The organism is Nonomuraea sp. NPDC050547 (genome assembly GCF_044457345.1).
In the GTDB taxonomy this organism is placed as follows: Bacteria; Actinomycetota; Actinomycetes; order Streptosporangiales; family Streptosporangiaceae; genus Nonomuraea.
In genome coordinates, this window is record NZ_JBITGW010000001.1 from 354,049 (window position 1) to 378,228 (window position 24,180).

A 24,180-nucleotide genomic window follows, 5' to 3' on the forward strand; every position below is an offset into this window, starting at 1 on the left:
TGACTCCGTTCTCCCCCGAGTCAGGTCAGCAGTCGGATGAGTTCGACGGGATGGCGGGCGGTGCGGCCGGTGCCGTGCGCGATCTGCTGGCGGCAGGACACCCCTGTGGCCGCGACCAGGGTGTCCTCGGTGGTGGCGGACACGGCAGGGAACAGCCGCAGGCCGCCGATCTTCATGGACAACTCGTAGTGCTCGGCCTCGAACCCGAACGATCCGGCCATGCCACAGCAGCCGGCGTCGAGTTCGCTCACCCGCGCGCCGGGGATGCGCGCGAGCAGTTCGCGCGTGGCCGCGGTGCCGGTGACGGCCTTCTCATGGCAGTGGCCGTGGAAGAGGATCGTGCGGCCGCTGAGGGCGTCGCCCAGCGGCAGCGCGCCGCCGTCGATGGCTTCGAGCAGCAGTTCCGGTACGAGGCGGGCGCGCCCGGCCACCGCCTGGACGCGGGGGTCGCCGGGCAGGAGCGCCGCGTACTCGTCCTTGAGCGTCAGCAGGCAGGACGGCTCCAGGCCGACGATCGGGGCGTCCGAGGCCGACAGGCGTTCGACCATGGCTTCGGCCATGCTCTTCGCCCGGTCGAGCAGGCCCTTGGACAGGCTCGACCGGCCGCAGCAGCCTTCGGCGGCCAGCCGTACCGTGTAGCCGGCCTTTTCCAGCAGTTCGACGGCTGCCCGGCCGATGGCGGGCTCGGTGAAGGAGGTGAAGGAGTCGGCCAGGAGGATGACCTCGCCCAGCCGGCCGGGGGCGGGGGTGCGGCGGGCGTGCCAGCGCGGCAGCGTGTCGCGCTGGAAGCGGGGCAGCGGGCGCTGGCGGGCGAGGCCCAGGGCGCCGCGCAGCGGGGCGGCGAGCAGGTTGGACAGCGGCGCGGTGGCAGAGCCGAGCCGGTTGAGGGTGCGGATCGCGCCGAACAGCCGCGAGCGCAGCGGCACGCCGTGGGTCTGGTGGTACTGGTGCAGAGCCTCGCTCTTCAGCGAGGCCATGTCCACGCCGAGCGGGCACTCCGACGTGCACGCCTTGCACTCCAGGCAGAGGTCGAGGATGCCGTGCAGCCGCTCCTCGCCGAGCGCCGCCCGGGGGTCGGGTGAGGACAGCGCCTTGACCAGGGCGTTGGCCCGGCCGCGGGTGGAATGTTCCTCCTCGCGGGTGGCCATGTACGAGGGGCACATGACGCCCGTGTCCTCTTTGCGGCAGGCGCCGATGTTCATGCAGCGGTCGGCGGCGGCGTGCATGCCGTCCGCGAACGCCAGCGCCGTCCGCAGCGGCGGAGGCTCGGGGCGGGAGGGGTCGCGCAGGTGCTCGGTCATCGGGGCGGCGTCCACGATCTTGCCGGGGTTCAGCAGGTTGCCGGGGTCGAACAACCGCTTGACCTCCCGCATCGCCGCGTAGACGGCCGGGCCGAACAGCTTCTCGTTGAACTCCGAGCGGGCCAGGCCGTCGCCGTGCTCGCTGGAGTTCACGCCGCCGTGCCGGGCGGCCAGGTCGGCGATCTCCTCGGCGACCGCCCGCATGGCCGCGATCTCGCCGGGGGCGCGCAGGTCGACGAACGGGCGTACGTGCAGGCAGCCGACCGAGCAGTGGCCGTAGAAGCCGGCCTTCATGCCGTGCCGCTCCAGGATCTTCTCGAACTCCGCCACGTACGGCACCAGCGCCTCGGGCGGCACGGCGGTGTCCTCGACGAAGGCCAGCGGGCGCCGGCTGCCGACGCTGGAGGCCATCAGCAGCCCCAGCCCGGCCTTGCGCACCTTCAGCACGGCCTCGCGCTGCTCCTTGTCGACGGCCCGGAGCGTGTGATAGCCGTGCCCGCCCGCCTTCCAGGCCTTGGCCAGCTTCTCCACCTTGCCGGCCGCGTCGTCGCCGAAGAACTCCACGAACAGCAGCGCCTCCGGGTCACCCTCCAGGATGTCGCCGAGCCGGGCGTAGTCCACCCGCTGCCGGGACAGGTCGAGAATGGCCTTGTCCATAAGCTCGACGGAGGCGGCGTCCAGGGCGAGGGCGTCGTGGGTGGCGGCGATGGCGGGCAGGGTCCCGGTGAAGTGGCCGACGGCGATCGCCCGCGTCGTGGGGCGCGGCACGAGGCGCACGGTCGCCTCCGTGACGATGGCCAGCGTGCCTTCGGAGCCGACGACGAGCGGGGTGAGGTCGTCCGGCGTGACCCGGTCGAGCCGGTAGCCGCCGGAATGGCGCCAGAAGCGCGGGTAGCCCGCCAGGTCGAGGTTCTCGAGGATCCTGTCCACCCCGGTGCGCAGCCGTCCGTCCGTGGCCAGGTCGGGGGTGGAGGCGTCGGCCAGGACCACGCTCAGGGCCCGCACGTGGTCGATCGTCGAGCCGTAGCGGATCGAGTGGCTGCCGGCGGAGTTGTTGCCGATCATGCCGCCGATCGTGGCCCGGTTGCTCGTCGAGGTGTCGGGACCGAACATCAGCCCGTGCTTGGCGGCGGCCCGGTTGAGCTGGTCCTGGACCACGCCGGGCTGGACCCGGGCCAGGTCGCCGTCCAGCTCCAGGATGCGGTTCATGTGCCGGGAGAAGTCCACGATCACCGCCGCGCCCACGGTCTGCCCGGCCAGGCTGGTGCCCGCGCCTCTGGGCAGCACCGGCACCCCGAGCCCGCCGCAGGCCGTGACCAGCGCGCGTACGTCGTCGGTGTGCTTGGGGTAGGCGACGGCCAGGGGCTCGATGGCGTACATGCTGGCGTCGGACGAGTACAGGTGGCGGGTGTAGTCGTCGTCCCTGACCTCGCCTGCCAGCAGCGGCCCGAGCGTCCGCGCGAGGCTCACGCCCCGCCCTCCAGGTAGGCGAGGGCCCGCTGGACGCCGCCGTCCTTGATCGGCACCCCGGCCGCCCGCAGTCCCATCTCGACACCGCTCAGCGTGCCGGCGAGCATGAGGTCGGTGAAGTGGCCGAGGTGGCCGATGCGGAAGACCCGGCCGGCGAGCCTGCCGAGGCCGGTGCCGAGCGACATGTCGAAGCGCTCCAGCACGATCCGCCGCACCTCGTCGGCGTCGAAGCCGTTCGGCACCATGACCGCGGTCAGCGCGCTTGAATGCTCCCGCTCGTCGGCGCACAACACTTCGAGCCCCCATCCCCGTACGGCCCGCCGCGTCGCCTCCGCGTGCCGGTCGTGCCGGGCGAAGACCTGGGCCAGTCCTTCTTCCTCCAGCATGGACAGCGCCTCTGCCAGGCCGTACAGCAGGTTGGTGGGCGGGGTGTAGGGGAAGTAGCCGGAGTGGTTGGCCTCGATGATCGGCCGCCAGTCCCAGTAGGCGCGCGGCAGGTGGCCCCGGTGGTCCAGCGCCTTGGGGCTGACCGCGTTGAAGGCCAGGCCGGGCGGGAGCATCAGGCCCTTCTGGGAGCAGCCGACGGTGACGTCGACGCCCCACTCGTCGTGCCGGTAGTCGATGGAGCCCAGCGACGAGATCGTGTCGACCAGCAGCAGCGCCCGGTGCCCCGCGCGATCGAGCGCCGCCCTGATCTCGGGGACGCGGCTGCGCACGCCGGTCGAGGTCTCGTTGTGCACCACCATGACGGCGGCGGTCTCGTCGGTCAGGTGCTCGGCGACCAGGTCGGGGTCCACTCCGTGCCGCCAGTCGCCGGGGACGAGGTCGACCTCCAGCCCGAGGTTGGCGGCCATGCGGCACCAGAGCATGGCGAAGTGCCCGGTCTCGAAGGCCAGCACCCGGTCGCCCGGCGACAGCGTGTTGACCAGCGCGGCCTCCCACGCGCCGGTGCCGGAGGACGGGTAGACGACCACGTCGCCGCCGGTCTGGACGACCGCGGCGAGGCGGGGCAGCAGGTCGAGCGTGAGCGCGGCGAACTCCGGTCCGCGATGGTCGATGGTCGGGCGGGCCATCGCCTGCAGGACGCGGTGGGGGACGTTGGTGGGGCCTGGGATCTGCAGGAAGTGCACGATTCCTCCGTGCCGTGTAGCGGCACAGCGTGCCGTGGTGCGGTTCACTAACCTTAGAAGCGGGTCGTCGAAGGAGTCAATGGATGCAGAACGTCGTCAACGCTTTGCGCGCGCTCGAAGAGGTCGCCGCCCGCCAGCCCATCGGCGTGGGTGAGCTGTCGCGCGCGCTCGGACTGCCGAAGAGCACGGTGCAGCGCTCGCTGCGCACACTGCACGAGGCCGGCTGGATCCGGCCGGCCGGCGGCGAGGTCACCCGCTGGCTGGTGACCACCAAGGCGCTGCAGGTCGGCCGGCGCGCCGAGCTGGGCCTGCGCGACGTGGCGCTGCCGGTCATGGAGGAACTGCGGCAGCGCACCGGCGAGACCGTGCACCTGATGGTCCCGGAGGGCGACGCCGTCGTGCTCATCGAGCGCCTGGAGACCGACAAGCCCCTGCGCATCGTCCTTCCGCTCGGCATCCGGCTGCCGCTGCACGCCTCGGCGAACGGCAAGGCCGTCCTGGCCCACCTGTCCGGGGAACTGCCTGAGCTGGAGTCCTACACCTCGGCCACCATCACCGACCCCGTCGTCCTGAAGGAGGAACTGGCCGCGATCCGCGCCCAGGGCTGGGCGGCCAACCGGGGGGAGTGGCGTTCCGACATCGCCGCCGTGGCCGCCGCCGTCCTCGGCGCCGACGGGCCGGTGGCCACCCTCAGCGTCTCCTGCCCCGCCACGCGCATGACCGACGAGCTGCGCCCGGAGTACGGCAAGCTCGTCACCGAAGCCGTCGCCCGGATCGCCGCCGCCCTCTGACCCCCCGCGCTCAGGGGGCGAGGCGGCGGGTCAGGGCGGTCCTGGTCCCGGCGGCCATGCGCCTGGCCGGCCCGCTGAACCGGTGGCCCAGGAAGAGTTAGAGCGCGCGCGACCAGATCTGCTCGGTCACCGCGACGCCGTTCTCCTCGCCCTTCTCCTCCGACTCCAGCGCGAACCCGGCCGCCTGGTAGATCCGCCGCGCGCTCACGAGGCCGTCGCGCGTCCACAACATGATCCGCTCGAACCCCTGCTCCCGCGCGTGCCGCAGGCACTCCCCGACCAGCCTCTGCCCGATCCCGAGCCCCCGGGCGGACGGCTCGACCAGCAGCATCCGCAGCTGCGCCGTCTCCTCGTCCCTGCGCACGCAGAACACGCAGCCCACCCGCTGCCCGTCGACCTCGACGATCCACCCGGCGTCGCGCTCGGGGGAGTAGGCGGCGCAGATCCCGGCCACGGTCTGCTCGAAGGCCAGCCCCCAGCCGTACTCCTCGGCGTAGAGGGCGCCGTGACGCTGCACGACCCAGCCCAGGTCTCCGGCGCGGGGCGCTCTGATGAGGTACGGCTCCCGCCCGGCCGCCGCCGCCGGATCGCCGAGCAGGCGGCGGATCAGGGTCATACCGCCCACCAGCCGCCCCTGGTCCTCCTCGGTCAGCCCGGCCAGCAGCCTCGCGACCTCGCCGGCCGCCTGGTCGTCGAGCCGGTCGAAGGTGGCGGCGCCGAGGGGGCTGAGCCGTACCAGCTGCTTGCGGGCGTCGTGGGGGGAGCGGCGGCGGGAGATGACGCCGTCGTTCTCGAAGCGCGTGAGCATGCGGCTCAGGTAGCCCGCGTCGAGGTCGAGCAGGGCCCGCAACCCGCCGGTCTCCAGCTCACCGGCGTGCGCGATCTCGAACAGCACCCGCACCTCGGTCAGGGAGTAGGGGGAGTCGAGCAGCCCTGCCTGCAGGACGCCGATCACCTTCGTATAGAACCGGTTGAAGGCCCTGACCTCAGAAACCCTTGCTTTCGTCAACGAACTCATTGCCCTAGTCAACCATGAAGAGGACTCTCCCGTGACGCAGCTCTACGTCGGTTCCTACGGCGACGGCATTCTCACCGCCGGTGAAGGCATCACCCCGGCCCCGTCTCCCTCCTTCCTGGCCGCGCACCCGGCGCTGCCCGTCCTGTACGCCGCGGGCGAGCTCGGCGAGGGCCTGCTGCTGTCGTACGCGACCGGCGGCGGCCTGAGCGAGACCGGACGGCGGCCGAGCGGCGGCGACAGCCCGTGCCACCTGGCCGTGCACCCGTCCGGCGCGCTGCTGGCCGCGGCCAACTACGGCGACGGCGTCGCGAGCCTGCACCACCTCGACGCCGAGGGCCGCTTCACCGGCGAGCCGATCCTGCTTCCCCACCAGGGCTCCGGCCCCCACCCCGACCGCCAGCGCGGCCCGCACGCCCACCAGTGCGTCTTCCACGGGGACGTGCTCCACGTCTCCGACCTCGGCACCGACGAGATCCGCCGCTACACGCTGACCGGCGACCCGCTCGAACCGGTGCGCCTGGCGCCCGGCATGGGCCCCCGTCACCTCGTCTTCACCCCGGACGGGCGCGTCTACGTGGCCGGCGAGCTCGACGGCACGCTGCGCGCCTACGACGCCGCCGGCTGGCGGGAACTGTGGCAGGCGCCGGCCAGCGCCGCCGCGGGCGTCAACTTCCCCTCCCACGTCGACGCCGCCGACGGCCGCCTCTACGTACTCAACCGCGGCCCCAACACCCTCTCCGTCTTCACCGCCGACGGGGACAAGCTCGCCGAACTCCCCTCCGGCGGCGACTGGCCGCGCCACTTCGCCATCGCCGGCGACACCCTCTGGATCGCCAACCAGAACTCCGGCACCCTCGACGCCTTCACCCTGGACGGCGCCCTGCCCGTCCCCACGGGCGAGGCGATCGCGGTCAAGAGTCCCGCCTGCGTGCTGCCGGTGTAGGCAAAGCCGCCCGCGTCCCCGGGCGGCGACGGTGATCATGAGCGCTCGTGCGCACGCTCTTCCCGCCCGCCGCCCCGGCCGCGGCCTCGGCATTGGCCCTGACCCTGGCCGCCGGCTGCACCGCCGTCACCCCCGCCGCCGTCGCCCCGCCCGCGGCGCCGCCGGAGGCCGCCGCGCCGTCGCGTGCGGTTCCGTGGCGGATCACCGAGCAGGGCGCCGAACACGAGATCGAGGGCTACGCCGACCGCGTCAGCGTCCTGCCGGGCGAGCGGTTCGGGCTGCGCGTGTCCACGACGGCTCCGCGCTTCACCGTGCGGGCCTTCCGCATGGGCGCGCCCGTCACGCAGGTGTGGGCCTCCGGCCAGGTCTCCGGCGTACGGCAGGCCGCCCCCAGGACCGGCGCGCGCGGTATGGTCACCGCCGCCCACTGGAAGCCGTCGCTGCGCGTGCACACGGCCGGCTGGCCGGAAGGCGCCTACCTGCTGCGCCTGGACGCCTCCACCGGCGGCCAGCGGTACGTGCCGATCACCGTCAGGTCGGCCGCCACCTCCGGCCGCGTGGTGATCGTCAACGCGGTCACGACCTGGCAGGCCTACAACCGCTGGGGCGGCCGCAACCTGTACGAGGGACCCGGCGGCTTCGCCGCGCGCTCCCGGGCCGTCACCTTCGACCGCCCCTACGACACCAACGGCGCCCGCCTCTTCCTCGACCTGGAGAAGGACGCCATCGAGGTGGCCGAGCGCAGCGGCGTCCGCCTCGCCTATCTGACCTCGCCGGACCTGCGCCCCGGCGTCCTGGACGGGGCGCGGGCCGTGGTCTCGCTCGGCCACGACGAGTACTGGACGGCCGGCATGCGCGAGACCGTCACCCGCGCCCGCGACCGCGGCGTCAACCTGGCCTTCCTCGGCGCGAACGCCGTCTACTGGAAGATCGGGCTGACCGGGCGGGTGGTCGAGTGCGACAAGGAGACGCGCTGCCCGCTCTGGCGCAGCGTCGCGCCGGAGAGCTCGCTGGTGGGGCAGATGTACGACTGCTTCCCCGCGGAGGCGGCGTACGTGGTGCGCGAACCGGGCCACTGGATCTTCGAGGGCACGCGCGGACGGCGCTTCCCCGGGATGGCCGGAGTGGAGACGGACCGGGTCTCGCGCGGTTCGCCGCGCGGGGTGGAGGTGCTGGCCGAGTCTCCGGTCGACTGCGGTGGCCGAGAGACCGTGTCCCACAGCACCTACTACGTCGCGCCCAGCGGCGCCGGGGTGTTCGCCAGCGGGACCATGCGCTGGGTCTGCGGAATGCGGGGGCGGCGCTGCGGCCACGGCGTCACCAAGGACGCCGCCGCCTTCACCCGCCGCGCCACCGCGAACATCCTGGCCAGGTTCGCCAAGGGCCCCGCCGGCCGGCCGGCTATGACCCGCCGGTGATCTCGCCGAGCATGCGCAGGATCTCCCGCTCGGCCCCCTCCTTGGTGACGCCGAGGCCCTCCAGCACGACCAGCGCGGGGACCTCGGCCGACTCGGTCAGGGACAGCGTGCCGAGCAGGATGTGCTCGGTGCCCACGTAGTTGTGGCCGAGCCGCAGGGCCTCGCGCAGGGTCAGCTCCATGATCTTCCTGCCCTGGGCGGAGAACGGGACCTGCGGGCCCGGGGCGCCGGTGCCGGGCGGCAGCGAGTTGCGCATCGCCTCCTTGACCGTGTCCAGGGGGGCGCCGAGCGCGACCATGCACCTGCCGGCCACCGCCTCCGGCTCGTGCAGCAGTCCCAGGACGACGTGGGCGGGCTCGATGTGGTCGTGGCCGGTGCCCTTGGCCTCCTCCATCGCGCCGACGACGCAACGGCGGGCGCGGTCGGTGTAGCGGGTGTAGGCGGAGAGATCGTCGCTCAGCGAGCCCTCCTTGGTGACGAACCGCTTCTGGGCGGCCTGCTTGGTCACGCCCATACTGCGGCCGATCTCGGTCCAGGAAGCGCCGGAGTGGCGGGCCCGGTCGACGAAGTGGCCGATGAGATGATCGGCCACCTCGCCCAGGTGCTCACCCATGTACACGGCGTCCGACAACTCGCCGAGAGGGTCGCCGTCGGGGTGGCGCTGCTTGATCGCGCTGATGATGTCGTCGAGACGAACGGTTCCATCCATGCGTCAACGATAGGTTGACGATGCTCGAAACGTCAACCTTTGGTTGACGATTTCAGTGCTTGGTCAGGGCGACGGCGGCGCGCCAGCGGTCGTAGGCGGCGTCGTCGCGGGCGCCGGGCTCGAAGCGGCGGTCCAGGCGCCAGGTCGCGCGCAACTCCTCGGCCGAGTCCCAGACCCCGGAGCCGAGACCGGCCAGGAAGGCGGCACCCAGCGCGGTGGTCTCCTGAATGACCGGGCGCTCCACCGCTACGCCCAGCTGGTCTGCCTGCACCTGCATCAGCAGGTCGTTGCCGCTGGCACCGCCGTCGGCCTTCAGCCCGGCGACCGAACCGCCCATCACCTCCACCACGTCGCGCACCTCGAACGCGATCGCCTCCAGCGTCGCGCGCACCAGGTGGGCGCGCGTGGTGCCGCGGGTGATGCCGGTGATCAGGCCGCGCGCCTCCGGGTTCCAGTGCGGGGCGCCGAGACCGGTCAGCGCGGGCACGAAGACCACGCCGCCGCTGTCGGGGACCGTGCGGGCGACCGCCTCCGACTCGGGCGCCGTCCCGATCACGCCCAGGCCGTCGCGCAGCCACTGCACGGCCGCGCCGGTCACGAAGATCGAGCCCTCCAGCGCGTACGTCAGCTCGCCCGACGGCTTCTGCCACGCCACCGTCGTCAGCAGCCCGGCATCCGAGCGGACGATCTCCGTGCCGGTGTTGGTGAGGAGGAACGAGCCGGTGCCGTAGGTGCACTTGACCTCGCCGGGCGCGAAACACGTCTGGCCGAACAGGGCCGCCTGCTGGTCCCCGGCCATGCCGCTGATCGGCAGGTCGAGGCCGAGGAAGGCGTCCGGGTCCGTGCGGCCGATCGGGCCGTAGTTCGGGACGATCTCCGGCAGCGCGGACTCCGGGACGCCGAACAGCTCGCACAGCTCCGGCTCCCAGGTTCCGGAGGCCAGGCCGTACAGGAGAGTGCGCGAGGCGTTGGACGGGTCGGTGACGTGGCGCGCGCCCGCGGTCAGGCGGGCGGCGAGGTAGCTGTCCACGGTGCCGAGCGCGGTGCGGCCCGAGGTGACGCCCGCCCACGCGGCGGGGTCGCGCTCGGCCAGCCAGGTGAGCTTGGTGGCGGTGAAGTACGGGTCGAGGCGCAGGCCGGTCAGCTCCGACACGCGCGGCTCGTGCCCGGTGGCGCGCAGGCGCTCGCAGACCCCGGCCGTGCGGCGGTCCTGCCAGACCACGGCCCTGCGGGGCGCGGCCAGCGTCCGCCGGTCCCACAGGACGGCGGTCTCGCGCTGGTTGGTGATCCCGGCGCACGACGGCGCCGTCCCCGCGCCGCGCAGGGCCGTCGCGCACGCGGCGAGCGTGGCCTGCCAGATGTCCTCGGGGTTGTGCTCGACCCAGCCCGGTTCGGGGAAGTGCTGCGGAAACTCCTCATATCCCCGGGACTCGATCCGGCCGTCCTCGGTCACGATCAGGGCGGTGACTCCAGTCGTTCCCGCGTCAATGGCCAAAACAGTCACGGAACCGCCTTCCTGTTACTAATCTGGGCCGTGAATTTTGGTCTAGACCACTGCCCGAGGCCACGGGCACAATGCGATTCTGGGTCGTGAACCCCATTGGGAGGAACCCGCCATGCGTATTGGAGTGCTCACCGGCGGCGGCGACTGCCCCGGTCTCAATGCTGTGATCAGGGCCGTCGTCCGCAAGGGCGTGAGTGTTTACGGTCATGAGTTCGTCGGATTCCGTGACGGCTGGCGTGGCCCCCTGGAGGGGGACACGATGCCGCTGGACATCCAGGCCGTACGCGGCATCCTGCCGCGCGGCGGCACCATACTTGGCTCGTCCAGGACCAACCCCATCAAGATCGAGGGCGGCGTCGACCGCATCAAGGAGAACCTCGCGGCGGGCGGCGTCGACGCGCTGATCGCCATCGGCGGCGAGGACACGCTCGGCGTGGCCAAGCAGCTGTGGGATCGCGAGGTCAAGGTCGTCGGCGTGCCCAAGACGATCGACAACGACCTGTCGGGCACCGACTACACCTTCGGATTCGACACCGCGGTCAACATCGCCACTGAAGCCATCGACCGCCTCCACACCACGGCCGAATCGCACCACCGCGCGCTGATCTGCGAGGTCATGGGCCGGCACGCCGGCTGGATCGCGCTGCACGCCGGCATGGCCGGCGGCGCCAACGTCATCCTCATCCCGGAGAAGCCCTTCGACATCGACCGGGTCTGCGAGTACGTGGAGTCGCGCTTCCGCACCCGCTACTCGCCGATCATCGTCGTCGCCGAGGGCGCCCACCCGATCGAGGGCCAGATGACCCTGCAGACCGGAGAGCTCGACTCCTTCGGCCACGTCCGCCTCGGCGGCATCGGCGAGATGCTGGCCAAGGAGATCGAGAAGCGCACCGGCAAGGAGGCCCGCACCACCGTGCTCGGCCACATCCAGCGCGGCGGCACCCCGACCGCGTTCGACCGGGTCCTGGCCACCAGGTTCGGCCTGCAGGCCATCGACGCCGTGCACGACGGCGCCTACGGCTCCATGGTCGCGCTGCGGGGCACCGACATCGTCAGGGTCGGTCTCGACGAGGCGACGGCCGAGCTCAAGACCGTCCCGGACGAGCGCTACGCGGAGGCCGAGGTCTTCTTCGGCTGAGCGTGCAAGCGGACCGTGATCATCCGTAAGCGGCTTGCAAGTGGCGGGCCGTACCGTTCAACGCAGCGGGGTTAGACGAACCGCTGCAACCCCTCTCAGGGTACGGCTCGCGCCGCGGAAGCATCGGCGGCCCACCGGGGCGCGAGCCGTACCCAGGACATAGCTCAACCGCGAGGCGTGCCGAAGAGATTCACCTCCGGCGCGCCTTCGTCGTCTCTGGCGGCCTTTCTGGCCTGGAAGGCGATCTCGCCGCGCAGTTCCTTCTCCGAGGGGGAGAGGATCACCAGCAGCAGCAGCCCGACGGTGACCACGCACAGGCCCACGATGAGCGGCAGCAGGAAGTCCAGGGCGCGCGAGCCCGGGATCGGACCGGCGGGCGGCACCAGCTCCACGGACATCGCGAACATGCCGGTGTAGTGCATCCCGGACACCGCCGCGCCCATCATGAGCGCGGCGCCGCCGATGCGCCAGGCGCCCCGCACCCGCAGCGTGAACCAGAGCGCCACCGTCGCCGCGACGATCGCGATGAGGATCGACAGGACGACGACCGGCGGGTCGTAGTGCACGTGCCCGGACATGTTCATGGCGGCCATGCCGAGGTAGTGCATGCCGGCGACGCCGAGCCCGGTCAGGGCGCCGCCGCCCAGCAGGTACGGCGGGCGCGACCCGCCCCGGCCGACCAGGAAGAGCCCGGCGCCCACGACCGCCACCGCGAGGACCGCGGAGGCCACCGTGAGCGGGACGTCGTAGCGGATGGGCGTGCCGGTGACGGCGAAGCCCATCATGGCGATGAAGTGCATCGTCCAGATGCCCGTGCCGCCGATCGCGAGCGCCGCGCCGGCCAGCCAGAACCGGCCCTCGCGACCGCCGACGAGGCGGGCGCGGGAGGTCAGCAGGAGGCCGAGCATGGAGCCCGCGCTTGACATCACGTAGGCGAGAGCGGGTGTCAGGAACCCGAAGGAGAAGTGATCGACAGCTGACATGGGCATTCGTCCCTTGATGAGAAAAGCAAGGGGAGTATGAGGCCCAGGTCGCTGTCTGTGCAACTACCGGCGGCGCGACCTCCCCGCGGGCTGCGGCCTGGGGACCGGCGCGGGGTAGGTGAGCTGCTGCGACGTCCGCCTGCGCAGCTCCAGCCTGGCGAGGAGTTCGGCGTCCTCGTGGAGCTCCTCCTCCGAGGGCGACAGGATGACCATGAGCAGCATGGTCAGCGTGATCAGGCTGATCACGGTCATGAGCGGCACGAGGAAGTCGAGCGCGTCGGCGCCCGGCACCGCTGCCGGCGCGTGGTGCGGGGTGACGGTCATCGCGAACATCCCCGTGTAGTGCATGCCGGCCACGGCGACGCCCATGACCAGGGCGGCGGCGGCGATCCAGATGGGCCGCCTGACCCGCAGCGTGAACCAGAGCGCCACCGTCGCGGCCACGACCGCGATCGCCACCGACAGGGCCACCGTCAGGCGGTCGTAGGAGACGTGGGCGGACATGTTCATGGCGTACATGCCGAGGTAGTGCATGCTCGCCACGCCGAGGCCGGTGAGCAGTCCGCCGCCGAGCAGCGCCAGCACCCGGCCGCCGCCGTAGGAGACGAGGAACAGGCCGGTGCCCACGACCACGATCGCCACGACAGCGGAGGCCACGGTCAGCGGGACGTCGTAGCGGATCGGGGTGCCCTCGATGTCGAAGCCCATCATGGCGATGAAGTGCATGACCCAGATGCCGGTGCCGCCGATCGATACGGCCGCGCCGAGCAACCAGCGCACCCGCGAACCCCCGCGCGAGGCGTGGGCCTGAGCGGTCAGCCGCAGTCCGAGCATTGACCCGATGCACGACATCACGTAGGCGAGGGCCGGGGTGAGCGGGCCGTGGGTGAAATGATTAACAGCGGAAGACATGTATCGATATTTCCTTGCATTAGGGATCACCGGATTCTGGCAGTGGTGTGGCCCGATTCGCATGGATACTTCGACTATCTGTCAACCGTCTCTGTCGGAAACGTGAGAAAGATTCATGGGTATCGAGGGACCGTTCTGGCGCGCGATCGCCGTCTTCAGGGTCGCGTCGCTGGTCTACGCCGGTGTGCTCCTGGTCCAGCACGACGGGTACGCCCGGCCCGTCATGGGGTGGTTCGTTCTCAGCCTCATGGCGCTGTGGACCGCGGCGTCGATCTTCGCCTACTCCGTGGAGGCGCTGCGCGGCTGGCCGCTGCTGGTCATCGACATGCTGGTGACGCTGGCCTGCCTGCTGGCCTCGCCGTACGTGGAAGGGCCCTACCAATACGCCGAAGGCGTCATGCCGCTGCCCGCCACCTGGATCGCCGGACCCGTGCTCGCCTGGGCCGTCTACGGCGGACGCCGCCTGGGCGCGCTGGGCGCGGCCATCGTCGCCGCGGCCGACGTGTGGCTGCGCGTCCGCACCCCCGAGGCGCCCGTCCTCATCAACGGCGCCGTCCTGCTGTTCCTGTCCGGCGTCGTGGTCGGCCACGTCGCGCGCCTGGCCAAGCAGGCCGAGGAACGCATGCAGCGGGCCGCCGAGATGGAGGCCGCCCAGCGCGAGCGCGACCGCCTCTCGCGCGGCATCCACGACTCCGTGCTCCAGGTGCTCGCGCTGGTGCAGCGGCGCGGCCAGGAGATCGGCGGCGAGGCGGCCGAACTCGGACGCCTGGCCGGCGAGCAGGAAGCCGCCCTGCGCGAGCTGATCTCCCTGCGCCCCGCCCCCTCCGGCGACCTGCGCTCCCTCCTCACCAGGTACGGCTCCGCCACCGTCACCGTCTCCACCCCCGCCACCCCGATCGTCCTGCCCCCGGCCACGGCCGCCGAGGTCGCGGCGGCGGTCGGCGCGGCACTGGACAACGTCCGCACCCACGTCGGGCCGGACGCCCGAGCCTGGGTCTTCGCCGAGCAGGAGGAGGACTGCGTCATCGTCAGCGTCAGGGACGAGGGGAACGGCATCCCGCCGGGCCGCCTGGAGGAGGCCGAGCGGGACGGCCGGATGGGCGTGGCCCAGTCGATCAAGGGCCGCATCGCCGACGCCGGCGGCACCGTCACCATCATCACCGCCCCCGGCGAGGGCACCGAGATCGAAATCAGGATCCCGGCAGGAGGGAACACGTAATGTTGGGTAGGCCTCATGGAGACGGGAAGGAGAGTCGGGTGAGCGTCGCTCCCATCCACGACTATGGTCGCTACACCATCTATGACCTGGACGCGATGCCGGAAGAAGGCAAGCGTTACGAGCTCGCCGACGGGTGGTTGTTCGAGTCGTCCCCCAGCGCTTTGCACGACCATACGGCCGACCGTTTGAAGGACGTGTTGAAGGAGGCCGCCAAGGCGGCGGGCGCGGAGATGTACGTGGCTGGAGGTTCCAACGACGTGACCACTCCGGCGGGCGTGCGCAAACCGGACGTGTTCGTCATGAGCAAGGACGCGGCCCGTGCCACGATCGAGAGCCACGCGAGAACCTTCTACGCCGGAGACATCCTGATCGTCGTCGAGGTGGTGTCACCTCGAAGCGGCAGTGAGCAGACGGACCGGGTGCGGAAGGTCCGGGAGTACGCGGAGGCCGGGATCCCCCAGTACTGGATTGTGGACCTTGAACCTGAGCCCAAGATCACCGTCCTTGACCGTGACGGGGACGCCTACCTGCTGGCGCGTGAGGTGAAAGCGGGTCAGATGTTCAGCGGCGACTTCCCGTTCGTCTTCTCCTTCGATCCCGGGGCGCTGGGCGAGTTCGAGTAGGGCGCTGCCGTACGCTGCGGGCATGGTGCGGGTCATGGTGGTGGACGACCACCCGATGTGGCGTGACGGGGTGGCCAGGGATCTGGCGGAGGCCGGGTACGAGGTCGTGGCGGCCGTGGGGGAGGGGCGGCAGGCGATCCGGGTGGCCGGGGCGGTGCGGCCCGAGGTCGTGGTTCTCGATCTGCAGTTGCCGGACCTGTCGGGCGCCGAGGTGGCGCAGGGACTCAGCGGGCTGGAGAGCCCGCCCCGGGTGCTGGTGTTGTCGGCCAGCGCCGAACAGGACGACGTGCTGGCGGCGGTCAAAGCCGGGGCCTCGGGGTATCTGGTGAAGTCGGCCTCCCGGGAGGAGTTTCTCGACGCGGTACGGCGGACGGCCGAGGGCGACGCGGTGTTCACGCCGGGGCTGGCGGGGCTGGTGCTGGGGGAGTACCGCAGGCTGGCGGCCCAACCGGCGCAGGAGGAGGACGGGCCGCGCCTGACCGAACGGGAGACCGAGGTGCTGAGGCTCGTGGCCAAGGGGCTGTCGTACCGGCAGATCGCCGACCGGCTCGTGCTCTCCCACCGGACCGTGCAGAACCATGTCCAGAACACGCTCAACAAGCTCCAGCTCCACAACCGGGTGGAGCTCGTCCGATATGCGATCGAGCGTGGTCTGGACGAGGACTAAACTCGGTAGGTCGAAAGCACTGGACATATCGGAGGACCCCCATGACGATCACCGCCCTGGGTGAGCCGTGCGTACTGCTCAAGCTGGGCGAGATCGTCCTCAAGGGCAAGAACCGCGAGCTGTTCGAACGCCGCCTGATCGGCAACATCCGCAACGCGCTGCGCGAGCTCGACATCAAGGTCGACGTGCGCAAGCGGCACGGCGTGATCGCCATCTTCCTGCCCACCGGCACCACCGTCGAGCGGGCCGACGCGGTGGCCGCCCGGGTCGCCGACGTGCCGGGGCTGGTGTGGATCCACCGCGCTTGGCGGGTCGCCAAGGACCCGGACACGGTCGTCAAGGCCGGTCTCGAACTGGTCCGCGACACCGAGCAGGCGGCCCGCAAGGCCACCTTCGCCGTCCGCTCGCGCCGCCGCGACAAGCGCTTCCCACTGCGCTCCAACGAGCTCGACCGCATGGTCGGCGGCGCCATCAACGACGAGTACGGCCTGCCCGTCGACCTCAAGAACCCCGCGCTCACCCTCCACATCGAGGTCGACCGCGACGAGGTGTTCGTGTTCACCGACGGCCTGCCCGGCCAGGGCGGCCTGCCCGTCGGCTCCAGCGGCAGGGCGCTCGTGCTCATGTCCGGCGGCATCGACTCGCCCGTCGCCGCCTACCGCATGATGCGCCGCGGCCTGCACGTGGACTTCCTGCACTTCTCCGGCATCCCGTTCACGACGAGCGAGTCGATCTACAAGGCGTACGCGCTGGTGCGCAAGCTCGACCGCTTCCAGGGCGGGTCGAGGCTGTGGGTGGTGCCGTTCGGCAAGGCGCAGCAGTCCATCCGCAACTCCGGCCAGGACCGGCTGGCGGTCATCGCGCAGCGGCGGCTCATGCTGAAGACCGCCGAGGAGGTGGCCCACCGCATCCGCGCCGCCGCCCTCATCACCGGCGACGCGCTCGGCCAGGTCTCCTCCCAGACCCTCGCCAACATCACCGCCCAGGACCACGCGGTCGAGCTGCCGATCCTGCGGCCGCTCGTCGGCTGGGACAAGACCGAGATCATGGCGGAGGCGCGCCGGATCGACACACTGGCCATCTCCGAGCTGCCGGACGAGGACTGCTGCTCCCTGCTGGCGCCGAAGCGGGCCGAGACCCGGGCCAAGATCGAGGATCTGAAGCAGATCGAGAAGCGCCTCGACGCCGAAGAACTGGCCGTCCAGCTGGCCGACTCCATCCAGGAGTACACCCTGGAAGGCGTCAGCCCCACCGCCTGAACCCCACCCACGAAGAACCCCGGGACCTTCCCCGGCCCACCCCCAAGACCTTCGCAACCACGGGCTCCCCGCCCGGCCGGTCCACGGGGTCTCCGCGGGCCCGGTTCCCGGGTGTGTCGCCTGGCGGGGTCCACGAGGTCGTCGCGGGTTCTTGCCTGCCCCGTCGGGTGGTTCACGAAGGGCCGTGACGGTGGCGCGTTCGTCCGGCGTGAGAAGCGATCCCGCCGACCCGCCGGCGCGCGTCGGCGGGTGGCGGTGGGGGTGGCTGTGCCGTAAAGGATCAGCGACCTTGGGCCGGGGCAGCGGGAACGGCGGCGGCGCGGCCCAGCAGCGGGGGGAAGGTGGCGAGCACGTCGGCGAGAACGTCGAGGTCGGAGTCCACCAGCGCCTGGGGGCCGTCGCAGAGGGCGGTCTCCGGCGCCGGGTGGACGTCGATGATCACGCCGTCGGCGCCCACGGCGATGGCCGCGCGGGTCAGCGGGAGCACCAGGTCGCGGCGGCCGCCCGAGTGGGACGGGTCGACGATGACCGGCAGGTGCGACAGGCGCTGCGCCACCGGCACCGCCGACACGTCCAGCGTGTTGCGCGTGGCCGTCTCGAACGTGCGGATGCCGCGCTCGCACAGCACGATGTCCAGGTTGCCGCGCTGGGCGATGTACTCGGCCGCCATCAGCCACTCCTCGATCGTGGCGTTCATGCCGCGCTTCAGCATCACCGGCCTGCCCGCCGCGCCGACCGCCTGCAGCAGGGCGAAGTTCTGCGCGTTGCGGGTGCCGACCTGCAGCATGTCGGCGTAGGAGGCGACCAGTTCGACGTCGTGGGCGTCCACGACCTCCGTGACGACCGGCAGCCCGGTCTCCTCGCGCACGTCGGCCAGGATGCGCAGGCCCGCCTCGCCGAGGCCCTGGAAGGCGTACGGGGAGGTGCGCGGCTTGTACGCCCCGCCCCGCAGCAGCGTCGCCCCGGCCTTCTTGGCCATCAGCGCCGCGTCCAGCGTCTGCTGCGGCGTCTCCACCGCACAGGGCCCGGCGATCAGCGTCACGGTGTCCGGGCCGATCGGCACCCCGCCCACGTGCACGGTGGAGCGTTCGGGATGGTTCTCCCGGCTGACGAGCTTGTACGGCGTGGACACGCGCATCACGTCCCGCACCCCGGCCATGCCGCGCAGGTTGCCCTGGTCGAGCTGGGCCACGTCGCCGACCAGTCCGACGATCGTGCGCCGTACGCCCCGGCTCACGAACGCCTCCACCCCGGCCGCCTGCACGACCGCGACGATCGCGGCGACGTCGTCCTGGGTGGCCTCGGGGCCCATCACGATGACCATGGTTTTCTCCTCTGAACATGCGAAAGGCCCCGGATCCTTACGGACCCGGGGCCTTTCGATCGTCTGTGTCTGCTAGCGCAGCGCCACATGGCGATCGGTCCTCACGGGTCCGTCGCCATACCAAAAGATGAATGCGGTGCGCATAGGCCGCAATAGTAGCGCACTCCTACCCGGCGACGAGCCGTACGCCGGGCGATGACAGGATGGCCGAATGAACGAGGAGGAGTCGCGCCTGCCCCCAGGCCAGTACGTCCCGCGCGGCCGGCCCGTCATCCATTACGGCCGGGTGCCGCAGTTCAAGCCCGACAGCTGGGACTTCCGCGTCTTCGGCGCCACCGCCTCAGGGGAGATGCACCGCTTCAGCTGGCCGGAGTTCGAGAAGCTGCCGCGCACCGGCGTGCTCGCCGACTTCCACTGCGTCACCAAGTTCTCGATCATGGGGAACGAGTGGCGCGGCGTCAGCCCGCGGGAGATCCTGGCCGCCGCGCCGCCCGCCGAGGGAGTGACGCACGTGATGATCTGGGCGGAGTACGGCTACAGCGCCAACGTCCGTCTCTCCGACTTCACCGCCCCGGAGACGCTGTTCGCCACCGAGCTCGACGACAAGCCCATCAGCCCCGACCGGGGCTTCCCGCTGCGTGTCGTGGTCCCCCATCTCTACGCCTGGAAGAGCGTGAAATGGGTGCGCAGCATCGAGTATCTGCTGGAGGACCGGCGCGGCTTCTGGGAGGAACGCGGCTATCACAACGTGGCGGATCCGTGGCGAGAGCAGCGCTACTCATACCAAGAGGAACCGGGGGAGGGGCCGCCGTAGCGTTTCCGCCCGGACACCCCGCGTGACGGGCTACGGTTTCCCGCATGTCGATCGCCGCCTCCGTGGCGCTCGCCTCCCTCCTGGCATTCGCGCTCGGCTACCTCGTCGCGCGCCGCCGCCCCGAGCTGCCCGAAGGCGGCTGGAAGGACGAGGCGACGTTCACGACGCTGCACATCGCCGCGCTGGCCGCGCCGTCCCTGCGGGGCGGGCTCACGAAGGAGTCCGCACGCAAGGCCGTAAGGCATCTGCGCGTACTGCTCGGCACCCACGCGCTCGCGATCACCTCCACCGACGCGGCCCTCGCGTGGGACGGGCCCTGCACCGACGAGGTCCTCGACCACGCCCGCGCGGCGCTGACCTCCGGCCGGGCGGAGGTCTTCGCCGGTCAGCCGCACGGCGCGGTCGTCGTGCCGCTCACCGTCGACGGCCGGGTGGTCGGCGCGCTGGCCGCCTACGACGAGGAGCTGAGCGCGGCGCTCGTGCGCACCGTCACCGAGGTCGCCCGCTGGGTCTCGGGCCAGCTCGAGCTCGCCGAGCTCGACACCTCCCGCCGCCGCGCGCTCGAAGCCGAGATGCGCGCCCTGCGCGCGCAGATCTCGCCGCACTTCGTCTACAACGCCCTCACCACCATCGCCTCCTTCGTGCGCACCGATCCCGGCCGCGCGCGCGAGCTGCTGCTCGACTTCGCCGACTTCTCCAGGTACGCGCTGCGCCGCGCCCAGGACTTCACGACCCTGGCCGACGAGCTGACCTGCGTCGACCGCTACCTGCTGCTGGAGCGCGCCCGGTTCGGCGACCAGCTGCGCTTCACCGTCCAGGTCTCGCCGGAGGTGCTGCCGGTGCCGGTGCCGTTCCTGTGCCTGCAGCCCCTCGTCGAGAACGCGATCAAGCACGGCACGCGCGCCGCCGGCGGCGCGGGCGAGGTACGCGTCGTGGTCCGCGACGCCGGCCCCGAGGCGCACATCACCGTCGAGGACGACGGCGCCGGAATGGACCCCGAGCACGCCAGGCAGGTGCTCGACGACGGCCCGTGCCGCGAGGGTGGCGGCATCGGCCTGGCCAACGTCGACGTGCGGCTGCGCCAGATCTACGGCGAGGACTACGGGCTCGCGGTCGAGACCGCGCCGGGCGCCGGCACCCGCGTACGGCTGCGCGTCCCCAAGACCCGGCCTAGCTCTTTGTAGTCAATTCTTTACTCAACGTAGGCGTGTCGCTTGTGAGCAGGGCGTTCTTGCGGCAGCGTGGACGGCATGCTACGCGTTCTGGCCGTTGACGACGAGGTGCCGGCCCTGGAAGAGCTGGCCTACCTGCTGCGCCGCGACAGCAGGGTGGAGCAGGTCCTCACCGCGGCCGACGGGGTCTCGGCGCTGCAGGACATGGTGCAGATGATCGGCGCGGGCGAGCGCCTCGACGGGGTCTTCCTCGACATCCGCATGCCCGGCCTCGACGGGCTCGACCTGGCCCGGCTCATCGGCGGGTTCCCCAGCCCGCCGCGCCTGGTGTTCGTCACCGCGCACGACGACTGCGCGGTGCAGGCCTTCGAGCTGCAGGCCGTCGACTACCTGCTCAAACCGGTGCGCGCCGACCGGCTGGCCGAAGCCGTGCGCAGGCTGGAGGCGGTCTCCGCGCCGCCCGACGACTGCGGTCTCGACGACGTCATCCCGGTGGAGCTGGGCGGGCGCACCAGGTTCGTGCCGCAGCAGGCCGTCTGGTTCGCCGAGGCCAAGGGCGACTACGTGCGGCTGCACACCGTCGACGGCAGCTACCTCGTGCGCATGTCCCTGGCCGCGCTCGAACGCCGCTGGGCCGGCGTCGGCTTCATCCGCGTGCACCGCAGCACGCTCGTCTCCGCCCGCCACGTCAGCGAACTGCGCTTCGAGGGCGGCAAGGTGACGCTCACCGTCGGCACCGAGACGCTGCCCGTCAGCCGCCGTCACACCAGGCAGGTGCGCGAGCAGCTCGTCAACCAGCATCGGGTCGCGCAGTGACCGTGCGGCGCGTGCCGGTCGAGCGGCGTCCCGCGGCGGTCGGGCGCCTGGATCCCGTGCCGCCCGCCGACGTCTCCCGCGACACCGAGACGCGGGCGGCCATGCGCCGTCAGCTCTCGGCGGGCGCCGTCACCGCGGGCGCCGGGCTGGCCGTGCTGGTCGGGGCGCCGGTGCTGGCCGCCGGGTTCGCCGACGTGCGCTGGTGGGTGGTGCTGTCGGTGGGGGTCCAGCCGGTGTGGGTGCTGCTGGCCGTACGCCATCTGCGGCATGCGGAACAGGCCGAACGAGCGGGACCGTGACCGTCGCGGCGCTGGCCGGGATCGTCGTCGTGCTCGTCCTCGCCGTGACGGTGGGCACCGTGCGGCCGCGCCGCTACCTCAGCGTGTCGGAGTTCTACGTGGCGGCGCGGGCGGTGCGGCCGTGGCGCAACGGCGCGGCCATCGGCGCCGAGTTCACCGGGGCCGCCGTCTGCCTGGGGCTGGCCGGGCTCATCGCCACGCACGGGGCGCCGATGCTGTGGTACCCGGTGGGGGCGGCGGCGGGGTTCGTGGTGGTGCTGGCGCTGGTGGTCGCGCCGCTGCGCAGGTCCGGGACGTTCACGCTGCCCGACTTCGCCGAATGGCGGCTGGGCTCGGCGCGCCTTCGGCGCTTCACCACGTGCTGGGTGCTGGGGATCGGGCTGTTGTTCCTGGTGGCGCAGTTCCAGGCGGCCGGGATCGTCACGCGGCTGCTGACCGGGCTGCCGCCCTGGGCCGGTTGGGCGGCCGTCGCCGGGACCGCCGCCTGCGTGGCGCTGGCCGGTGGCATGGGCAGCGTCACGAGCGTGCAGGCCTCGCAGTTCTGGGTGAAGCTGGTCGCCTTCCTCGGCGTGGGGCTGGCGCTGTGGTGCACGTGGCACTGCGGTCAGGTGCCCGCGGAAGGGCTTTCCGGCGGGTACGGCTCTGGGGACCAGTCGTTGCCCGGCGTGCTGACGGTGTTGCTGGCCTGCGCGCTCGGGACCATGGGGCTGCCGCACGTCGTGGTCCGGGTCTACGCCGCCGCGGACGGGCGCGGGGCGCGCCGGTCGATCGTGGCGGCGCAGGTGTTACTCGGGGTGTTCGCCGTGGTGCCCCCTTTATATGGAATTCTGGCTAATGTGCACTTTCCCGGGACGGGGGGAGAGGAGATCGTCCTGCTGCTGCCGTCCCGGATGCTGCCCGGCGTCGCCGGGAACGTGCTGACCGGGGTGTTGTCGGCGGGCGCCTTCGCGGCGTTCCTCGCGACGTCGTGCGGGGTGCTCGGGGCGGTGTCGGGGGCGGTGTCGGCCTGTGTGGCGCGGCCCGGGGTGCGCTCGTTCCGTGCCTCGCTGGCCGGGGTGACCGTGGCCGCCCTGGTCCTGACGGCGACGACCGTCCCGGTCGGGTCGGTGGAGCTGGTGCTCGCCGCCTTCAGCCTGTCGGCGGCCACGTTCTGCCCGCTGCTGGTGCTGGGCATCTGGTGGCGGCGCCTGACCGCGCCGGGCGCCGTCGCGGGGTTCGCGACGGGTGGAGGCTTGACCGCGGCGCTCGTGGGGCTGGAATGGGTGGGCGTGAAGCCGTTCGTCCCGCCGGCCGCCGGCGTGCCGCTGGCTTTCGTCGTGATGGTCATGATTTCCCTGCTCACGCCCGGTCGGATCCCTGCCGGGGTGGCGGCGATGATGGCGCGGATGCACCTTCCCGAGCCGGCCGTCGGCCTCTTGACCGACCGTTCGTCGCGCGAGGACGACCGTTCGACCTCCTGACACGCTCCGCATATCGATGACTACAGACCGTTCAACGAGCTGTCCGTAAACGGGGTTTCGCCCACAAGATCGCAACCGTAGTGTTGCCCGCATCGAAGCCGCACCGCCGCATCGGGGGGGACGAGCCGGAAGGCTCACACAGACCTGATGTGGCGGGTTCACCGGTGACCACGCGGTCACCACGGCGGTCGGGCCCTCGACCGGGGGGTGGGGCCCGCCGGCCGGAATGTGGAGGGGCGCCCGCTGGGCCGCGGAATCCGGACCGCGATCCGGCCTGACGGGGGCGGCCGGATCGCGCGAGCGGGCGCCCCCTCACATCACCCCCGCAGGACGTCGGTGAGGCGGGTGAGACTGTCCTGGCCGTGACCGGCGGCGATGCCGCGGCGGAAGGTGTCCAGCATGGCCCGCGGGATCGAACCGTCCACCCCCGCCGCCTCGGCCGTGCGCACCACGTGCTCCAGGCTCGCCGCCGCCATCCCCAGGTTCTCCATGTCCCCGGAGTGGTCGCCCGCGTCGATCCGCGGTGCGTAGAGCTCCACGAAATACCGGAGATCGATGGACTTGACCGCATGCTCCTGGAACTGCCGCGCCGACACTCCGTACGCCCGCGCCACCGTCTGCCCGTGCAGGTAGCCCACGAGCCCGGTCCAGAACATGTCGATGCCGATCTGGTAGTACAGGGCGGCCAGGCCTGGGTCCTCGCCCAGGTAGTCGATCCCGGTCAGCGCTTCGAGGGCGGCTCGGTGGGTCTCGACGGCCTCGGCGGGGCCGCTGTAGTACGTCGAGGTGCCGGGCGTGCCGATGCCGGGCGGCGGCGTCTGCACGCCCCCGGTGATCTGCGTCCCGCCGTGCCCGGCCACCCACTCCGCCGCCGTCCGCGCCTCGGCGGGCGTGTCGGAGGTCAGATTGACCACGGTACGGCCGGCCAGCGCCCGGGGCGCCCGCTCCAGGACGGCGTAGACGGCGTCGTAGCCGGTCAGGCTCAGCACCACGAGCTCGTTGGCCCTGAGCGCCGCCTCCACGTCCGGGGCCAGGCGCGCCCCTCGGGCGACCAGGGCGTCGGCCTTGCCGGCGGTGCGGTTCCAGACGGTGACGTCGTAGCCCTTGTCCAGGTAGGCGGCGGCCATGGCGTGGCCCATGGGGCCGAGGCCGATGACGGTGACGGACATGCGTTCTCCCTAAAATGAACGTTCTATCTAGTGAGACGGAC

At 71.8% G+C, this 24,180-nt stretch carries 22 protein-coding genes; 13 read left to right on the forward strand and 9 right to left on the reverse strand.

The window, feature by feature from the left end; all coding sequences use genetic code 11:
* Positions 1–20: 20 nt before the first annotated feature.
* Positions 21–2,771 carry an FAD-binding and (Fe-S)-binding domain-containing protein gene (locus tag ACIBHY_RS01640; RefSeq protein ID WP_397305614.1) on the reverse strand — a complete coding sequence of 917 codons (2,751 nt, stop codon included), beginning with the start codon at positions 2,769–2,771 and terminating at the stop codon, positions 21–23.
* Entirely contained in the window at positions 2,768–3,901 is a 1,134-nt protein-coding gene (locus ACIBHY_RS01645) for a pyridoxal-phosphate-dependent aminotransferase family protein (protein ID WP_397305615.1), read from the reverse strand. The genes ACIBHY_RS01640 and ACIBHY_RS01645 overlap by 4 nt, the downstream gene beginning before the upstream one ends.
* An 83-nt stretch (positions 3,902–3,984) precedes the next feature.
* On the opposite strand from ACIBHY_RS01645, the gene ACIBHY_RS01650 reads away from it, so the two are divergent.
* The gene (locus ACIBHY_RS01650) at positions 3,985–4,692 is read left to right on the forward strand and encodes an IclR family transcriptional regulator (RefSeq protein WP_397305616.1); all 708 of its coding nucleotides are present in this window, start codon (positions 3,985–3,987) and stop codon (positions 4,690–4,692) included.
* Between the two features lie 97 nt (positions 4,693–4,789).
* Here ACIBHY_RS01650 and ACIBHY_RS01655 read toward each other — a convergent pair whose 3' ends face one another.
* Positions 4,790–5,647, reverse strand: coding sequence for a GNAT family N-acetyltransferase (locus ACIBHY_RS01655; protein ID WP_397305617.1), 858 nt, complete (start codon positions 5,645–5,647; stop codon positions 4,790–4,792).
* A 94-nt stretch (positions 5,648–5,741) separates the two neighbouring features.
* Here ACIBHY_RS01655 and ACIBHY_RS01660 point away from each other — a divergent pair, with 94 nt between their 5' ends.
* Both ACIBHY_RS01660 and ACIBHY_RS01665 read left to right on the forward strand, forming a co-directional pair.
* Positions 5,742–6,653: a lactonase family protein gene (locus ACIBHY_RS01660; protein WP_397305618.1), complete on the forward strand. Its 912-nt coding sequence runs from the start codon at positions 5,742–5,744 to the stop codon at positions 6,651–6,653.
* A gap of 47 nt (positions 6,654–6,700) precedes the next feature.
* Positions 6,701–8,071, forward strand: coding sequence for a N,N-dimethylformamidase beta subunit family domain-containing protein (locus ACIBHY_RS01665; RefSeq protein ID WP_397305620.1), 1,371 nt, complete (start codon positions 6,701–6,703; stop codon positions 8,069–8,071).
* Here ACIBHY_RS01665 and ACIBHY_RS01670 read toward each other — a convergent pair.
* Positions 8,055–8,780, reverse strand: coding sequence for a Clp protease N-terminal domain-containing protein (locus ACIBHY_RS01670; protein WP_397305621.1), 726 nt, complete (start codon positions 8,778–8,780; stop codon positions 8,055–8,057). The genes ACIBHY_RS01665 and ACIBHY_RS01670 overlap by 17 nt on opposite strands.
* A gap of 52 nt (positions 8,781–8,832) precedes the next feature.
* Positions 8,833–10,284 carry an FGGY family carbohydrate kinase gene (locus ACIBHY_RS01675; protein ID WP_397305622.1) on the reverse strand — a complete coding sequence of 484 codons (1,452 nt, stop codon included), beginning with the start codon at positions 10,282–10,284 and terminating at the stop codon, positions 8,833–8,835.
* 112 nt (positions 10,285–10,396) lie between these two features.
* Here ACIBHY_RS01675 and ACIBHY_RS01680 point away from each other — a divergent pair, with 112 nt between their 5' ends.
* On the forward strand, positions 10,397–11,422 hold the full coding sequence (locus ACIBHY_RS01680) for a 6-phosphofructokinase (RefSeq protein ID WP_379611692.1): 1,026 nt from the start codon (positions 10,397–10,399) through the stop codon (positions 11,420–11,422).
* Positions 11,423–11,586: 164 nt separating this feature from the next.
* Here ACIBHY_RS01680 and ACIBHY_RS01685 read toward each other — a convergent pair whose 3' ends face one another.
* Both ACIBHY_RS01685 and ACIBHY_RS01690 read right to left on the reverse strand, forming a co-directional pair.
* Positions 11,587–12,405 (reverse strand): MHYT domain-containing protein, encoded by an 819-nt coding sequence (locus tag ACIBHY_RS01685; RefSeq protein ID WP_397245846.1) that lies wholly within the window; start codon positions 12,403–12,405, stop codon positions 11,587–11,589.
* 63 nt (positions 12,406–12,468) lie between these two features.
* Positions 12,469–13,317 carry an MHYT domain-containing protein gene (locus tag ACIBHY_RS01690; protein WP_397305623.1) on the reverse strand — a complete coding sequence of 283 codons (849 nt, stop codon included), beginning with the start codon at positions 13,315–13,317 and terminating at the stop codon, positions 12,469–12,471.
* 115 nt (positions 13,318–13,432) lie between these two features.
* Here ACIBHY_RS01690 and macS point away from each other — a divergent pair, with 115 nt between their 5' ends.
* Genes macS through thiI form a run of 4 tightly spaced genes read left to right on the forward strand, consistent with a single transcriptional unit; the run spans position 13,433 to position 17,085 of the window.
* The gene (gene macS / locus ACIBHY_RS01695; protein WP_397305625.1) at positions 13,433–14,536 is read left to right on the forward strand and encodes a MacS family sensor histidine kinase; all 1,104 of its coding nucleotides are present in this window, start codon (positions 13,433–13,435) and stop codon (positions 14,534–14,536) included.
* 38 nt (positions 14,537–14,574) lie between these two features.
* Complete coding sequence (locus ACIBHY_RS01700; RefSeq protein WP_397305626.1) at positions 14,575–15,159, forward strand: Uma2 family endonuclease; 585 nt, start codon at positions 14,575–14,577, stop codon at positions 15,157–15,159.
* Between the two features lie 22 nt (positions 15,160–15,181).
* Positions 15,182–15,826, forward strand: a complete 645-nt coding sequence (locus ACIBHY_RS01705; RefSeq protein ID WP_184975872.1) for a response regulator transcription factor — start codon at positions 15,182–15,184, stop codon at positions 15,824–15,826.
* A 41-nt stretch (positions 15,827–15,867) separates the two neighbouring features.
* Complete coding sequence (thiI, locus tag ACIBHY_RS01710) at positions 15,868–17,085, forward strand: tRNA uracil 4-sulfurtransferase ThiI (protein WP_397245854.1); 1,218 nt, start codon at positions 15,868–15,870, stop codon at positions 17,083–17,085.
* A gap of 280 nt (positions 17,086–17,365) precedes the next feature.
* On the opposite strand, the gene aroF is transcribed toward thiI, so the two are convergent.
* Positions 17,366–18,409, reverse strand: coding sequence for a 3-deoxy-7-phosphoheptulonate synthase (gene aroF / locus ACIBHY_RS01715; RefSeq protein WP_397245857.1), 1,044 nt, complete (start codon positions 18,407–18,409; stop codon positions 17,366–17,368).
* 211 nt (positions 18,410–18,620) lie between these two features.
* Between aroF and ACIBHY_RS01720 the strand changes: the two genes are divergently transcribed.
* From ACIBHY_RS01720 to ACIBHY_RS01740, 5 genes are all read left to right on the forward strand, one after another.
* Positions 18,621–19,223 carry a sulfite oxidase-like oxidoreductase gene (locus ACIBHY_RS01720; protein ID WP_397245860.1) on the forward strand — a complete coding sequence of 201 codons (603 nt, stop codon included), beginning with the start codon at positions 18,621–18,623 and terminating at the stop codon, positions 19,221–19,223.
* Between the two features lie 44 nt (positions 19,224–19,267).
* Positions 19,268–20,407 (forward strand): sensor histidine kinase, encoded by a 1,140-nt coding sequence (locus ACIBHY_RS01725; RefSeq protein WP_397245863.1) that lies wholly within the window; start codon positions 19,268–19,270, stop codon positions 20,405–20,407.
* Positions 20,408–20,473: 66 nt separating this feature from the next.
* On the forward strand, positions 20,474–21,211 hold the full coding sequence (locus ACIBHY_RS01730; protein WP_397245865.1) for a LytR/AlgR family response regulator transcription factor: 738 nt from the start codon (positions 20,474–20,476) through the stop codon (positions 21,209–21,211).
* Positions 21,208–21,510, forward strand: coding sequence for a hypothetical protein (locus ACIBHY_RS01735; RefSeq protein WP_397245867.1), 303 nt, complete (start codon positions 21,208–21,210; stop codon positions 21,508–21,510). The genes ACIBHY_RS01730 and ACIBHY_RS01735 overlap by 4 nt, the downstream gene beginning before the upstream one ends.
* Entirely contained in the window at positions 21,507–22,970 is a 1,464-nt protein-coding gene (locus ACIBHY_RS01740; protein WP_397305627.1) for a cation acetate symporter, read from the forward strand. Before ACIBHY_RS01735 ends, ACIBHY_RS01740 begins: the two co-directional genes overlap by 4 nt.
* A 317-nt stretch (positions 22,971–23,287) precedes the next feature.
* On the opposite strand, the gene ACIBHY_RS01745 is transcribed toward ACIBHY_RS01740, so the two are convergent.
* Positions 23,288–24,139: an NAD(P)-dependent oxidoreductase gene (locus ACIBHY_RS01745; protein WP_397305628.1), complete on the reverse strand. Its 852-nt coding sequence runs from the start codon at positions 24,137–24,139 to the stop codon at positions 23,288–23,290.
* Between the last annotated feature and the right edge of the window lie 41 nt (positions 24,140–24,180).

What these genes read in the sequence shown, in the direction of transcription:
- ACIBHY_RS01690 (WP_397305623.1), bottom strand. Translation starts at nt 13,317, where the DNA reads ATGTCTTCCGCTGTTAATCATTTCACCCACGGCCCGCTCACCCCGGCC.
- thiI (WP_397245854.1), top strand. Translation starts at nt 15,868, where the DNA reads ATGACGATCACCGCCCTGGGTGAGCCGTGCGTACTGCTCAAGCTGGGC.
- ACIBHY_RS01650 (WP_397305616.1), top strand. Translation starts at nt 3,985, where the DNA reads ATGCAGAACGTCGTCAACGCTTTGCGCGCGCTCGAAGAGGTCGCCGCC.
- aroF (WP_397245857.1), bottom strand. Translation starts at nt 18,409, where the DNA reads ATGGTCATCGTGATGGGCCCCGAGGCCACCCAGGACGACGTCGCCGCG.
- ACIBHY_RS01730 (WP_397245865.1), top strand. Translation starts at nt 20,474, where the DNA reads ATGCTACGCGTTCTGGCCGTTGACGACGAGGTGCCGGCCCTGGAAGAG.
- macS (WP_397305625.1), top strand. Translation starts at nt 13,433, where the DNA reads ATGGGTATCGAGGGACCGTTCTGGCGCGCGATCGCCGTCTTCAGGGTC.
- ACIBHY_RS01745 (WP_397305628.1), bottom strand. Translation starts at nt 24,139, where the DNA reads ATGTCCGTCACCGTCATCGGCCTCGGCCCCATGGGCCACGCCATGGCC.
- ACIBHY_RS01705 (WP_184975872.1), top strand. Translation starts at nt 15,182, where the DNA reads ATGGTGCGGGTCATGGTGGTGGACGACCACCCGATGTGGCGTGACGGG.
- ACIBHY_RS01685 (WP_397245846.1), bottom strand. Translation starts at nt 12,405, where the DNA reads ATGTCAGCTGTCGATCACTTCTCCTTCGGGTTCCTGACACCCGCTCTC.
- ACIBHY_RS01720 (WP_397245860.1), top strand. Translation starts at nt 18,621, where the DNA reads ATGAACGAGGAGGAGTCGCGCCTGCCCCCAGGCCAGTACGTCCCGCGC.
- ACIBHY_RS01680 (WP_379611692.1), top strand. Translation starts at nt 10,397, where the DNA reads ATGCGTATTGGAGTGCTCACCGGCGGCGGCGACTGCCCCGGTCTCAAT.
- ACIBHY_RS01725 (WP_397245863.1), top strand. Translation starts at nt 19,268, where the DNA reads ATGTCGATCGCCGCCTCCGTGGCGCTCGCCTCCCTCCTGGCATTCGCG.
- ACIBHY_RS01670 (WP_397305621.1), bottom strand. Translation starts at nt 8,780, where the DNA reads ATGGATGGAACCGTTCGTCTCGACGACATCATCAGCGCGATCAAGCAG.